Origin of the sequence: Streptomyces yangpuensis (genome assembly GCF_024666385.1) — a bacterium.
Taxonomy (GTDB): Bacteria; Actinomycetota; Actinomycetes; order Streptomycetales; family Streptomycetaceae; genus Streptomyces; species Streptomyces yangpuensis.
In genome coordinates this window covers 2,913,709-2,927,169 of sequence record NZ_CP102514.1, presented here as the reverse complement: position 1 = coordinate 2,927,169, position 13,461 = coordinate 2,913,709, and the positions used below count along the sequence as shown (strand labels likewise).

Sequence of the window (13,461 nt, the reverse complement as noted above, 5' to 3'; positions counted from 1 at the left end):
TCGGGCGTGAAGTCAGCCATGTGTCCTCCTGGTGGGGCGCCCTGCCGGGGTATCCATTCGGACAGCCCTTCAGAGGCGGCCCGCGGCCTTGAGGGAGAGGTAGGCGTCGGCCAGGGTGGGCGCCAGGGTGTCGGGGGTGGCGTCGACGACGTGGACGCCGTGCCGGCTGAGCTGGTCGGCCGTGCGGCGGCGCTGGGCCTGGGTCTGGGTGGCGGCCGCGGCCTCGTAGACCGCGTCCACATCGCCCCGGGAGTCGGCCATCGCCGCGACGTGCGGGTCGGCGACCGAGGCCAGCAGAACCGTGTGGCGCTTCGTGAGGCGCGGGAGGAGCGGGAGCAGGCCCTCTTCGACGGGGGCGGCGTCCAGGCTCGTCAGGAGGACCACCAGGGACCGGCGCGGGGCATTGCGGAGGATGGTGGACACCAGGGTGCGGGAGTCCGTCTCGACCAGTTCCGGTTCGAGGGTGGCCATCGCGTTCACGAACGACGGGAGGACGTCGGCCGCCGCGCGGCCCTGGACCTGCGCGCGGGGGCGACGGTCGTGGGCCAGGAGGTCCACGCGGTCGCCGGCGCGGGTGGCCAGGGCGGCGAGGAGCAGAGCCGCGTCCATCGCCGAGTCCAGGCGGGGAGCGTCACCGACACGGCCCGCCGAGGTACGGCCGGTGTCGAGGCAGATCAGGATGTGCCGGTCGCGTTCGGGGCGCCAGGTGCGGACGGCCACCTTGGGCCGGCGGGCCGTGGCACGCCAGTCGATGGAACGGGTGTCGTCGCCCGGGATGTAGTCGCGCAGGCTGTCGAACTCCGTGCCCTCCCCGCGGGTCAGCAGGCTGGTGCGGCCGTCCAGTTCGCGCAGGCGGGCCAGCCGGGACGGGAGGTGCCTGCGGCTCGTGAACGGGGGCAGGACCCGGACCGTCCAGGGGACCACTTGGGAGCCCTGGCGGGCCCACAGGCCCAGCGGGCCGTACGACCGGATCGTGACACGGTCGGCGTGGCGGTCGCCGCGGCGGGTGGGAAGCAGGCGGGTCGTCAGACGGCGGCGTTCACCGGCGGGGACGACCAGCTCGTGGCGGGAGGCAGCCGACTCCGTGCCCGGGGTCCAGCTGCTCGGGGGCCAGGCGTCGCGGACTCGGGCCCGGAGCGTGCGGCCGCCCGGATTGGTGAGGGTGAGGTGGACCTCCGCGGGCTCGCCGAGGCGGACGGAGGTGTCTCCGGAGCGGCCCAGCACGAGGCTGCGTACGGGCGCGGCCAGGGCGTAGTCGATCGCGCAGGCCAGCGCGATCGGGCCGTTGACCGCGAGCATGCCCGCCCAGCTCGGCTCCAGGACGCCGACCGGGATGCTGCCGAGGGCCGCCAGCAGGGCGGCGCGTCCGGTGAGGGCCATCAGCGCGGGACGGGGACGTGGGAGAGGATCGCCGTGATGACGGCGTCGGCCGTGACGCCCTCCATCTCCGCCTCCGGACGCAGCTGGACCCGGTGGCGCAGGGTCGGCAGCGAGAGGGCCTTGACGTCGTCGGGGGTGACGTAGTCGCGGCCGGTGAGCCAGGCCCAGGCGCGGGCGGTGGCCAGCAGGGCGGTCGCGCCGCGCGGGGAGACGCCGAGGACCAGGGACGGCGATTCGCGGGTGGCACGGCAGATGTCGACGACGTAGCCGGCGATCTCGGGGGAGACGGAGACCCGGGAGACGGCCTCGCGGGCTGCTTCGAGCTGGGCCGGGCCGGCGACCGGGCGGATGCCGGCGGCCTTCAGGTCGCGCGGGTCGAAACCGGCGGCGTGGCGGCTCAGGACACCGATCTCGTCCTCGCGGGAGGGGAGGGGCACGGTGAGCTTGAGCAGGAAGCGGTCCAGCTGGGCTTCGGGGAGGGGGTACGTGCCCTCGTACTCGACCGGGTTCATGGTCGCGGCGACGAGGAACGGCTCGGGGAGCTTGCGGGGGGTGCCGTCGACGGTGACCTGGCGCTCCTCCATCGCTTCGAGGAGGGAGGACTGGGTCTTGGGGGGCGTCCGGTTGATCTCGTCCGCGAGGAGGAGGTTGGTGAAGACCGGGCCGTCCTGGAAGGAGAACTCCGCGGTGCGGGCGTCGTAGACGAGGGAGCCGGTGACGTCGCTGGGCATCAGGTCGGGCGTGAACTGGACGCGCTTGGTGTCGAGTGCCAGGGACGCGGCCAGGGCCCGTACCAGGAGGGTCTTGGCGACGCCGGGAACGCCTTCGAGGAGGACGTGGCCGCGGCACAGCAGGGCGACGACGAGACCGGTGACGGCGGAGTCCTGGCCGACCACGGCCTTGCCGATCTCCGTGCGGAGCGCTTCGAGGGAAGCGCGGGCGCTGTCCGCGGTCGCGGCCGTGGACGCGGCCGTGGACTCGGTGGCCGGGTACGTCATGACGTGCGGACCTCTCTTTCGAGGGCGTCGAGGTGGTCGGCGAGCGCGACGAGCGCCGCGTCGTCGGAGGGGGCGGTGCCGAAGAGGAGGGCGGTCACGTCCCGGGGCTCGCCGGTCAGGCGGCCGGAGACGGCCGGGACGAGGGCGGCCGGATCGTGGGCCTGGGCGGGCGGTACGCCGACCAGCGCGGCCAGGCGTTCGCGGGTGGCGGCGCGCAGCACGGTCGAGGCGCGGTCGCGGGCCCCGGCCTTGCGGTAGAGGCGGGCGCGGCCCTCGGTGGTCTCCGAGGCGCGGACGGCGACGGGCAGCTTCTCGGTGACGAGGGGGCCCAGTCGGCGGGCGCGCCACAGGGCGGCGAGGACGGCGGCGACGAAGAGCTGGAGCAGGGCCCAGGACCAGCCGGGCGGGACCAGTTCGAAGAGGCTCTTGTCCTCGTCGCCGGAGCCGGCGGACGGGTCGGAGTCCGCGAGGGACGGCATGTACCAGACGAGGTCCGGGCGGGAGCCGAGGAGCTGGAGGGCGAGCGAGGCGTTGCCCTCCTCGGCGAGGCTCTCGTTGAGGAGGATCGTCTCGGAGCCGAGGAGGACGGTGTCGCCGCCGGTGGTGCCGGTGGGGAGGACGAGGAGGGTGGGGCGGCCGCCGCTGGGGTAGCAGGCGGTGGCTCCGGGGCCGATTCCGGGGCCGATTCCGGGGCCGGTTTCGGATTCGGCTTCGGTTCCGGGGAGGGCGGTGGTGTAGCGGAGGTTGCCGCCGGTGGCGGCGCGGACGGCCGAGGTGGCGGCGGGCAGGTCGCAGCGGGGGGCGAGGACGTCGTCGGGGGCGTCGCCGGCGGTGCGGACTCCGGGGGACAGCTCGGAGAGGCTGTGGTCGCCGGGGGCGAGCAGGACGGTGCGGCCGCCCGAGAGGTCGATGGCCGAGCGGATGACGCTGCGCTGGGTGGCGCCGAGGCGGTCCGGGTCGGTGACCAGGAGGGTGGTGCGGGGGCCGGTCGCGGCGGCGGCCTCGCGGGCGGTGGTGACGACGCGGGTCGCGACGCCGCGGTCCTTGAGGAGCTCGGCGACGGCGCGGCTGCCGGAGGGGTCGGCGGAGCGGGGGTCGAGGTGGCCGTGGCGCGTGCCGGAGTTCAGGGCGGCGAGGATGACGGCGCCGGTGGCCAGGACGGCGATGACGGCGGCCGTACGGCGGACCCTGCGGGTGGCTCGGCGGATGGGGGTGGCCCGGCCCGTGGCGGCTTGCTCGGCGGGGGCTTGGCCGGGTTCCGTGCCGGATCCCGTGCCGGGGGCTTGGCCCGGTGCGGGGGCTTCGGCGGGGGCCTGGGCGGATGCGGTGGGGGCGGTTCCGGCGGGGCCGGGCGCGCGCCGGGGCGTCTCCTCGGGCGCCGAACGGTTCTCGGGGCCGGAAAGTGGGGCAGTGGTGCGTTCGGCGCCCTGCGGGGATCGCCCCGACACACTCCCGACCCCACCGGAACCTTCGGTGGGGGGCTCCGACACACTCCCGGCCCCGCCGGAAGCTGCGGTGGTGGGCTCCGGCGGGTTTTCGGCATTGGCGGAAGGTGCGTTGGAATCCGGGGATCGTCCCGGAACGTTTTCGGGGGTGGGGCCGGTCATGCGGTGGGTCCCGTCAGGAGCGGCTTGGTGCGGGCCAGGGTGAGGTCGAGGGTGCGCAGGCGGGCGTAGGTGTCGGCGTCGGCGGTGCGGCCGCCGTAGGTGACGTCGTCGAAGGTGCGGGCGGCGGCGCGGAGGGCGGCGGCGTGGTCGGGGAGGGAGACGGCGGCTTCCGCGGCGGCCTCGTCGGCGGTGCGGCCCGGGCGGGGGTCCAGCAGGGTGCGCTCCTCCAGGGAGCGGACGACGGCGCGCATGCGTTCCTGGACGGCTTCCGTCCAGCGGCCGGCGGTGGCGTGGGCCTCGGCGGCGGTGCGGTGGTCGGCCGCGCTGCGGACGCCGTCGTCGAAGAGGGTGCCGGCGGAGGTGGCGGTGCGGCGGGGGGAGCCCAGGCGCCACCACAGGGCGGCGATGGCGAGGACGACCAGGAGCAGGACGGCGACCAGGCCCACGGCGCCCCCGGGGGTCGCCCCGGAGGCGGCGCCGAACAGGTCGTCGAGCCAGTCGAGGAACGCGCGCAGGGCGCGGTCCAGCAGGTTCGGGTCGTTCTCGTGGTACATCGGCTTGGACAGTTCGCGTTCCGCCGCCTCCTGCGCGGGCGTACGCGGTGTCGTCACCGGTGGTGTCTCCGCGGTGCGGGTGATGAGGCCCCCCGTGCTCATCATCGGTGGGTCAGCCTCCGGTCGTGCCGTAGTTCTCGATGCCGGCCGCCCGGGCGAGTTCCAGGTCGAGGCCCTCGCGGCGGATGCGCTGGTCGACATAGAGCAGGACGGTGACGCCGGACTGGATGGGCATGATGATCGTCTGGGCGATGATCAGGCCGATGCCGGAGAAGATCAGCGGTCCCCAGGCGGTCTGGGCGCTGCCGTCCTCCAGGGAGTCGAGGCCGCCGCCGAAGGCGAAGATGCCGATCATCTGGAACGGCGCCACGACCATGAAGGCGACCATGAAGGCGATCAGGGCCGTGAGGACCGTGATGCCGAAGATGCGCCACCACGCGCCGCGGACGAGCTTCGAGGAGCGGGTGAAGGCCTTGATGACGGTGCTCTTCTCCAGCATCAGGGCGGGGGAGGCCAGGCTGAACTTGATCCCGAGCCAGATGATGAGCGGCACCCAGGCGACGAAGCCGACGACGACCAGGCCCATGTTGCCCGCGAGGGCTCCCGGCAGGACCAGTACGGCGCCGAGCAGGACGATGCCGAGGGCGAGCAGCAGGGTCAGGCCGATCAGGCGGAGCAGCTGGGGGCGGGCCTCGCGCCAGGCGGTGGAGACCGAGGAGTGCTGGCCGAGGATGGCCCTGCTGAAGATCATCGTGAGCATCGCGGTGACCACGATCGTCCCGAGGACCTGGATGACCTGGTTCACGACCGAGACGGCGAGGGTGCTGCCGAGGCTGTCGATCGCTTCCTCGGCGGTCATGTCCTCGGTGGAGCTGAGGGGCAGGTCGTTCAGCATGAACTTCTGCACGAGCACGCTGATCACCTGGATGACCGTGGCCACGACCAGGGTGATGGGCACGACGGAGCGCCAGTGCGTGCGCATGGTGGCGACCGAGCCGTCGAGGATCTCGCCGAGGCCCAGCGGGCGCAGCGGGATGATGCCGGGCTTGGCGGCGGGCGGCTGGTGGCCCCACTGGCCCGGGCCGCCGGGGTAGGAGTACTGGCCGCCGGGCTGCTGTCCCCAGCCGGTGGCGGGCTGCGCCGGGGGCCGGGGGGTGTCGGCGGGGGGTGTCGCGCCGGGGCTCGACCACTGGCCGGGCGGTGGCTGCTCGGCGGACCACTTGGGGTCGCCGGCGGGCCGTGCGGGCTGGTGCGCGCCGCCGTCGGTGCCGGGCCGGTCGGCGGGGTTTCCCTGCCGATCGCCGTCGGACGGAGAGGATCCGGGCGTAGCCCAGCCCGGAGAGTCGTTCATCGTCGCTCCTTCACATCCACCTGCTGCGGCGGGGGCGCTGGTCGCTGCCATCGTGCCACGTGAGGACTCCGAACGGACCAGCCGTCCCCCCGGATGTCCGGTGGCCCGTGCCTTCCATTGTCGCCCGGATCGGGGCCGGGCCGGGCGGGCCGATGTCCACGCAGGTCGGAGGGGCGATTTCCAGCCCTTTTGGCTGTGGGACAGCTCACCGCCGGGTCACGATTGGCTAATGGGATGATGTCAAGCATGAAGGGACGCGTCCTCGTCGTCGACGACGACACCGCGCTGGCCGAGATGCTCGGCATTGTGCTGCGGGGAGAAGGTTTTGAGCCGTCGTTCGTAGCGGACGGTGACAAGGCGCTGGCCGCCTTCCGGGAGGCGAAGCCCGACCTGGTCCTGCTGGACCTCATGCTGCCCGGACGGGACGGCATAGAGGTGTGCAGGCTGATCCGGGCCGAGTCCGGCGTGCCGATCGTCATGCTGACCGCCAAGAGCGACACGGTGGACGTGGTCGTGGGCCTGGAGTCCGGGGCCGACGACTACATCGTCAAGCCGTTCAAGCCGAAGGAGCTGGTGGCCCGTATCCGGGCCCGTCTGCGCCGTTCGGAGGAGCCGGCGCCGGAGCAGCTGACCATCGGTGACCTGGTCATCGACGTGGCCGGGCACTCGGTCAAGCGCGACGGTGCCTCGATCGCCCTGACGCCGCTCGAGTTCGACCTGCTGGTCGCGCTCGCGCGCAAGCCCTGGCAGGTCTTCACCCGTGAGGTGCTGCTGGAGCAGGTCTGGGGCTACCGGCACGCGGCGGACACCCGTCTGGTCAACGTGCACGTGCAGCGGCTGCGCTCCAAGGTCGAGAAGGACCCGGAGCGCCCCGAGATCGTCGTGACGGTGCGTGGTGTCGGCTACAAGGCCGGACCCAGCTGACGTGCAGTCCGGTACCTCGGGCAGGGTCCGGGGCGGTTCCCGCCTGTGGACCGGCAGGCTGCTCCGTGACGGGGCGCCCGCCGGCAGGATGCTGCGGCTGTTCGTACGTCTCGTGCGCCGGCCGCTGCTTCCGGCTGTCCGGCTGTGGCGGCGCAACATCCAGCTGCGGGTGGTCGCCGCCACCCTGCTGATCTCGCTGTCGGTGGTCCTGGCCCTGGGCTTCGTGGTCATCGCGCAGGTCAGCGAGGGGCTCCTCGTCGCGAAGGAGGAGGCGGCGCAGAGCCAGGCCGCGGGCGGTTTCGCGGTGGCGCAGGAGAAGGCCAACACCCCCGCGACCGTGGACGGGCCCGACGCGACCGACAACAAGGTCGGCCGTGATGCCAGTACGTGGATGAACTCGCTGGTCAAGCAGCTGGCCAGTGGTGGCCAGACCGCCTTCGAGGTGGCCGCGCTCGGTGCCGGCACCGGGGAGCAGCCCCAGCCGGGGGCCCAGGGTGTCCGCGGCGCCCGCGCCTCCGGGAACGTGGATCCGACCGCCAGCGTGCCGATCAGTCTGCGCCGGGCCGTCAACCACGCCACCGGCACGTTCAAGACGTTCTCCGAGATCCGCTACACGAGCGGGGCGGACCAGAAGCAGCCCGAGCCGGCGCTGGTCGTCGGCAAGCGGCTGACGGACATCAACGGGGACCCGTACGACCTGTACTACCTCTTCCCGCTGACCCAGGAGGAGGAGTCCCTCAACCTGGTCAAGTCCACCATCGCCACCGCCGGGCTGTTCGTCGTGGTGCTGCTGAGCGGTATCGCCTGGCTCGTCGTGCGCCAGGTGGTGAGTCCCGTACGGATGGCCGCCGGGATCGCCGAGCGGCTCTCGGCGGGCCGGCTCCAGGAGCGGATGAAGGTCACCGGCGAGGACGACATCGCCCGCCTGGGCGAGGCCTTCAACAAGATGGCGCAGAACCTCCAGAACAAGATCCAGCAGCTGGAGGAGCTGTCCCGGATGCAGCGCCGGTTCGTCTCGGACGTCAGCCACGAGCTGCGGACGCCGCTGACCACGGTGCGGATGGCCGCCGACGTCATCCACGACGCCCGTGTCGACTTCGACCCGGTGACCGCGCGCTCCGCCGAGCTGCTCGCCGGGCAGCTCGACCGCTTCGAGTCGCTGCTGGCGGACCTGCTGGAGATCAGCCGCTTCGACGCGGGGGCGGCGGCCCTGGAGGCCGAGCCGATCGACCTGCGCGAGGTGGTGCGCCGCGTCATCGACGGGGCGGAGCCGCTCGCGGAGCACAAGGGCACCCGGATCCGGGTCCTCGGCGACTCCCAGCCGGTGATCGCCGAGGCCGATGCGCGGCGCGTCGAGCGAGTGCTGCGCAACCTCGTCGTCAACGCCGTGGAGCACGGCGAGGGCCGGGACGTGGTGGTACGGCTGGCGTCCGCGGGCGGCGCCGTGGCCGTCGCGGTACGGGACTACGGCGTCGGGCTCAAGCCCGGCGAGGCGACCCGCGTCTTCAACCGTTTCTGGCGGGCCGACCCGGCGCGGGCGCGTACGACCGGCGGGACGGGCCTCGGGCTGTCCATCGCCGTCGAGGACGCCCGGCTGCACGGCGGCTGGCTGCAGGCCTGGGGCGAGCCGGGCGGCGGCTCGCAGTTCCGGCTGACGCTGCCGCGTACCGCCGACGAGCCGCTGCGGGGTTCGCCGATCCCGCTGGAGCCCGAGGACTCGCGGGCGAACCGGGCCAGGGCCGCTGCGGACGCCGCGGCCGCGGCCTCCGGCAGCAGGGCGGAGCGCCCGCCGGCCGACGCCGGGGACCGCTCGCCGATACCGCCGCGGCCGCCGGTCGCCGGGGGGCTGTCGGTGCCCGCCGACCCGACGGCCCTGCCGGGGAGCGGGGCCCGGGTCGTGGCGCGCCCGGCCGAACAGGCACAACAGGAGGATCGAGCCGATGGACGGTGAGCCCGTGGACGCGCGGTGGGGGAGCGCACGGGTGAGGGGCCGACGCCTGCGCACCGCGCGCGCGTACGCCTTCGGGACGGCCGGACTGCTCCTGTCGGGCTGCGCCTCGATGCCCAGCAGCGGCGAGATCCGCGCGGTGCAGGCCTCGCAGGGCGTGGACTCGCAGGTACGGGTGTTCGGCGTGCCGCCCGCCGACAAGGCCACCCCGGCGGAGATCGTCGACGGTTTCCTGGAGGCGATGACCAGCGACGACCCGCAGCTGGAAACCGCCCGCAAGTACCTGACGCCGGCCGCCGCGAAATCCTGGAAGCCGGGCTCGGCCGTCACCGTGCTCTCCTCCGGCCTCAGCCGGGTCGCGGTGCGGGGCGAGAAGGACCCCGAGGGGCCCCGCTGGAAGGTGACCGGCAAGAAGCTCGCGACCGTCGACGAGCACAGCGCGTACCAGCCGCAGACCGGGGCCAGGGAGTACGAGGAGCAGCTCCAGCTCGTCCAGGACCAGGACAAGCAGTGGCGCATCTCGACCCCGCCGAGCGGTCTGGTGCTCAGCGAGTCGGACTTCCAGCGCATCTACATGCCGGTGAACAAGTACTACTTCGCGGGCGGCACGCTCGTCGCCGACCCCGTGTACGTGCGCCAGCGCACCGATCCCGATTCGCGGATGGACCCGACCACGCAGACCGTGCAGTCGCTGCTCGCCGGGCCGTCCCGATGGCTCGCGCCGGTCGTGGAGTCCAGCTTCCCCACCGGTACGGAACTGCGCACGGGCACCAAGTCCCTGTCGTACGACGGCCAGAACACGCTGCGCGTGCCGCTGAACGACAAGGTGGGCAACATCGCGCAGCCGCAGTGCAAGAAGATGGCCACGCAACTCCTGTACACCGTCAAGGATCTGACGGGGTCGCGGCTGGACCAGGTCGAACTGCTGCGCTCCGCCGACGACAAGACGACGTCGCTGTGCTCGGTGACCTCGGTGAGCGCGGACGCCATCGCCAACCGGCCCAGGATTCCCGAGTTCCAGTACTTCGTGGACAACGAGAAGCGGCTGGTCCGGATGAAGCTCGACGTGAGCAGCGAGGACCAGCAGATCCGTACCGAACCGGTGCCGGGGCCGCTGGCGGCCGTTCCCGTGTTCAAGGTCAGCTCGGCGGCGGTCTCGCACGACGAGCGGCGCGCGGCCGTGGTCTCCGAGGACGGGCACGGGCTGTACGTCGTGCCGATGGTCGGGGGCGGGCCGATGCCGGCGCAGGTGCCGATCGGGCGGGGCGGCAAGGCGGAGACGCTGACGGCGCCGAGCTGGGACGCCTCGGGCGACCTGTGGGTCGCGGACCGTGATCCGCAGCAGCCGGGGCTGTGGCGGGTGCCGGGCGGGAGCGGTACACCCGAGAAGGTGCAGGTGGCGGGGCTCGACGGGCGGCGGATCGCCTCGCTGAAGGTGTCCGCCGACGGCGCACGGATCGCGCTGCTGCTGGAGAAGGACGCCAACAGCAAGACCCTTTACATCGGGCGGATCGAGCGGCCCGACGCCAAGGGCGACATCTCCGCGGTGTCGGTGCGCGAGCTGCGTCCCGCGGCGCCGCAGATGGAGAACGTGACGACGATGAGCTGGGCGCCGCGGGGCCGGCTGTTGGTGGTGGGCCGCGAGAAGGGCGGGGTGCAGCAGGCCCGCTACATGCTGGCGGACGGCTCGATGGTCGCGGCGAGCCTGCCGGGTGCCACGGGGCTGGCCGAGGTCGCGGTCGCGGCCGCGGAGGACGAGTCGAAGCCGAAGCCGGTGGTGGCGTTCTCGGAGGACGGGATCGTCTGGCTGCCGCCGGGGGCGCAGTGGCGCACGGTGGTCGAGGGCGGCCGGTCCCCGGTCTACCCGGGCTGAGGCACGGGGCGTCCGGCCGTCCGGGCGTTCCGGGGGCGGTCGTCCACAGGGGTGGCGGACCGGGGGCCGGGCGGCGAGTGTGGAGCCATGCGGGGGTGGTGGCAGGAGCTCGCCGGGCTCGTCCTGCCGGTGGACTGCGCCGGGTGCGGTGCCGTCCGCGTGCTGGTGTGCGACGGCTGCCGGGGCGCGCTCGGCGGGGCCCTGGCGGGCCCGGTGGGCCCGTCTCCGCGTCCCGAGGGGTTGCCGGTGGTGCAGGCGGCCGCCGTCTACGAGGGAGCCGTACGGGCCGTTCTGCTGGCCCACAAGGAGCGCGGCGCGCTCCCGCTGGCCGGGGTGCTGGGCGGTGCGCTGGCGGCGGCCGTCCTGGCGGGCGGGACGGGGCCCGGGCCGGGTGAGGTGGCACTGGTGCCGGTCCCGTCGGCGCGCCGGCAGGTGCGGGCGCGCGGGCACGATCCGGCGCGCAGGATCGCCCTGGCCGCGGCGGGCCGGCTGCGGCGGGCCGGGGTTGCCGCGCGGGTGGCGCCCGTACTCGGGCTGCGGCGGGCGGTGGCCGACCAGGCGGGGCTGGGGGCCCGGCAGCGCCGGGAGAACCTCGCGGGGGCGCTGGCGGTGCGCCGGGCCGGCGTGCGGCTGACGCGCGGGGCCCGGATCGTGCTCGTGGACGACGTGGTCACGACGGGGGCGACGCTGGCCGAGGCGGCCCGGGCGGTCCGTGCGGCGGGTCTGGTGGCGGGGCCGGGAGCGGTGCTGCGGGCAGCGGTGGTCGCCGCGCCGGCGGACTCCTTCGTCCGGGCGCCCCGGACGGCGGCGCGGTGACCTGCAACGTCTCGGGGAGGAAAATCCCGTGAATACATTTGGAACTGGAGGGGAAGGCCCATCGTTGCAGGTAGTACGAGGGAACGGCCACTGGACTGGAAGTACGTGCCGGTAGCGGGTGCCGACAACCGTCATACAGGGATATGTTCGGTTGTAAGGAACTCAGGAGGCTGTTCTCTCGACTCCGAAGTCGGTGGGGTGTAGATCTTGCCGATGGGGGAGGAGGAGGTGAAAGTCGCCAAGTCCGAGGCTCCGGCCTTCACCGGAGTCTGGTGCGAAAGGGAGACGCTTCGCCCCGTCGGGCGGAGCTATCCGGGAACGGAGTTCTGCGTGGACATCGTCGTCAAGGGCCGCAAGACCGAGGTGCCCGAGCGGTTCCGCAAGCACGTGGCCGAGAAGCTGAATCCGGAGCGGATCCAGAAGCTCGACGCCAAGGTGATCAGCTTGGACGTCGAGGTGTCCAAGGAGCACAACCCGCGCCAGGCCGACCGTTCCGACCGCGTGGAGATCACCCTGCGTTCGCGGGGCCCGGTGATCCGGGCCGAGGCCGCCGCCGCCGACGCGTATGCGGCGCTGGACCTCGCTCAGGACAAGCTGGAGGCCCGGCTGCGCAAGCAGCACGACAAGCGTTACACCCGCCGTGGCAACGGCCGGCTCTCGGCGGCAGAGGTCGCCGACGTCGTGCCGGGCGTCGCGTCGCTGAACGGCAGCGGCCAGGTGGTCACCGAGGAGGAGACGGACGGCGTTCCGATCACCCGGATCGGACCGATCGAGGTGCAGGGCGAAGGCCCGCTCATCGTCCGCGAGAAGACCCACTCGGCCGCGCCCATGTCGCTCGATCAGGCTCTGTACGAGATGGAGCTGGTCGGCCACGACTTCTATCTGTTCGTCGACTCCGAGACGAAGCTGCCCAGTGTCGTATACCGGCGACACGCCTATGACTACGGCGTCATCCATGTGAACCCCGACGGGGCCTCCAGCTCGGAGGAGCCGCGGGGCGGCGCGGGTGGCGCGCTCGGCGGCTGAGCAGACCGTTCGCTGCCCCCGCGGGACGCTTCGGCGTCTCCGCGGGGGCACCTGCATGACGGGTATGCGCCAGCAGCTCCGCCGGCTTCCCCCGCGACGTGGTGCGGGCATGGAATCATGGCGGGCAGTCAACCGGCTGCGGAACGTGTCCGGTTGGCCCGGCAGCTCGGCACATGCAGGGGGAGGGACGATGGCGGACAGCTTCGGTCCGGTACGCGCGGACGACGGCGCGGCCTGCCGCGGGGCGGACCCGTCGGGGGAAACCGCCGGTGCACCGGCCGGGGAGCCCATCCGGGTGCTCGTGGTCGACGACCACGCGCTCTTCCGGCGGGGACTGGAGATCGTCCTCGCGCAGGAGGAGGACATCCAGGTCGTCGGCGAGGCCGGGGACGGTGCGGAGGCGGTGGACAAGGCGGCCGACCTGCTGCCGGACATCGTGCTCATGGATGTGCGGATGCCCCGGCGCGGTGGCATCGAGGCCTGCACCTCGATCAAGGAGGTGGCCCCCTCCGCGAAGATCATCATGCTGACGATCAGCGACGAGGAGGCGGACCTCTACGACGCGATCAAGGCGGGCGCGACCGGGTACCTGCTGAAGGAGATCTCCACGGACGAGGTGGCCACGGCGATCCGGGCGGTGGCCGACGGCCAGTCGCAGATCAGCCCGTCGATGGCGTCGAAGCTCCTCACCGAGTTCAAGTCGATGATCCAGCGGACCGACGAGCGGCGGCTGGTGCCCGCGCCGAGGCTGACGGACCGCGAGCTCGAGGTCCTCAAGCTGGTGGCCACCGGCATGAACAACCGCGACATCGCGAAGGAGTTGTTCATCTCCGAGAACACCGTGAAGAACCACGTCCGCAACATCCTGGAGAAGCTCCAGCTGCACTCCCGGATGGAGGCCGTGGTCTACGCGATGCGGGAGAAGATCCTGGAGATCCGCTAGTCCGCCGCCTCCCCCCGCCCCCCCCGCGGGCCGTCAGGCCT

Annotated in this window: 11 protein-coding genes; 6 read left to right on the top strand and 5 right to left on the bottom strand. The window is 73.2% G+C overall.

Annotated features, from left to right (window positions below):
* Positions 1–69: 69 nt before the first annotated feature.
* The 5 genes from NRK68_RS13320 to NRK68_RS13300 all read right to left on the bottom strand — a co-directional run bounded on the left by NRK68_RS13320 (position 70) and on the right by NRK68_RS13300 (position 5,890).
* Entirely contained in the window at positions 70–1,380 is a 1,311-nt protein-coding gene (locus tag NRK68_RS13320; RefSeq protein WP_257855857.1) for a DUF58 domain-containing protein, read from the bottom strand.
* Positions 1,380–2,378 carry an AAA family ATPase gene (locus NRK68_RS13315; RefSeq protein ID WP_183065696.1) on the bottom strand — a complete coding sequence of 333 codons (999 nt, stop codon included), beginning with the start codon at positions 2,376–2,378 and terminating at the stop codon, positions 1,380–1,382. Before NRK68_RS13315 ends, NRK68_RS13320 begins: the two co-directional genes overlap by 1 nt.
* Positions 2,375–3,826 carry a DUF4350 domain-containing protein gene (locus NRK68_RS13310; protein ID WP_257855856.1) on the bottom strand — a complete coding sequence of 484 codons (1,452 nt, stop codon included), beginning with the start codon at positions 3,824–3,826 and terminating at the stop codon, positions 2,375–2,377. The genes NRK68_RS13315 and NRK68_RS13310 overlap by 4 nt, the downstream gene beginning before the upstream one ends.
* A gap of 155 nt (positions 3,827–3,981) precedes the next feature.
* Positions 3,982–4,644: a DUF4129 domain-containing protein gene (locus NRK68_RS13305; RefSeq protein WP_183065694.1), complete on the bottom strand. Its 663-nt coding sequence runs from the start codon at positions 4,642–4,644 to the stop codon at positions 3,982–3,984.
* Positions 4,645–4,651: 7 nt separating this feature from the next.
* Positions 4,652–5,890: a DUF7847 domain-containing protein gene (locus NRK68_RS13300; protein ID WP_183065693.1), complete on the bottom strand. Its 1,239-nt coding sequence runs from the start codon at positions 5,888–5,890 to the stop codon at positions 4,652–4,654.
* A 234-nt stretch (positions 5,891–6,124) separates the two neighbouring features.
* On the opposite strand from NRK68_RS13300, the gene mtrA reads away from it, so the two are divergent.
* From mtrA to NRK68_RS13270, 6 genes are all read left to right on the top strand, one after another.
* Positions 6,125–6,814: a two-component system response regulator MtrA gene (mtrA, locus tag NRK68_RS13295; RefSeq protein WP_200904315.1), complete on the top strand. Its 690-nt coding sequence runs from the start codon at positions 6,125–6,127 to the stop codon at positions 6,812–6,814.
* A gap of 88 nt (positions 6,815–6,902) precedes the next feature.
* Complete coding sequence (gene mtrB / locus NRK68_RS13290) at positions 6,903–8,765, top strand: MtrAB system histidine kinase MtrB (protein WP_257857838.1); 1,863 nt, start codon at positions 6,903–6,905, stop codon at positions 8,763–8,765.
* Positions 8,755–10,635 (top strand): LpqB family beta-propeller domain-containing protein, encoded by a 1,881-nt coding sequence (locus NRK68_RS13285; RefSeq protein WP_257855855.1) that lies wholly within the window; start codon positions 8,755–8,757, stop codon positions 10,633–10,635. Before mtrB ends, NRK68_RS13285 begins: the two co-directional genes overlap by 11 nt.
* 87 nt (positions 10,636–10,722) lie before the next feature.
* The gene (locus NRK68_RS13280; RefSeq protein WP_183065692.1) at positions 10,723–11,451 is read left to right on the top strand and encodes a ComF family protein; all 729 of its coding nucleotides are present in this window, start codon (positions 10,723–10,725) and stop codon (positions 11,449–11,451) included.
* A gap of 330 nt (positions 11,452–11,781) precedes the next feature.
* A complete protein-coding gene (gene hpf / locus NRK68_RS13275) occupies positions 11,782–12,477 on the top strand; it encodes a ribosome hibernation-promoting factor, HPF/YfiA family (protein WP_257857837.1) in 696 nt (231 codons plus the stop codon).
* Between the two features lie 190 nt (positions 12,478–12,667).
* Positions 12,668–13,420, top strand: a complete 753-nt coding sequence (locus NRK68_RS13270) for a response regulator (RefSeq protein WP_030965549.1) — start codon at positions 12,668–12,670, stop codon at positions 13,418–13,420.
* The last annotated feature ends 41 nt before the right edge of the window (positions 13,421–13,461 follow it).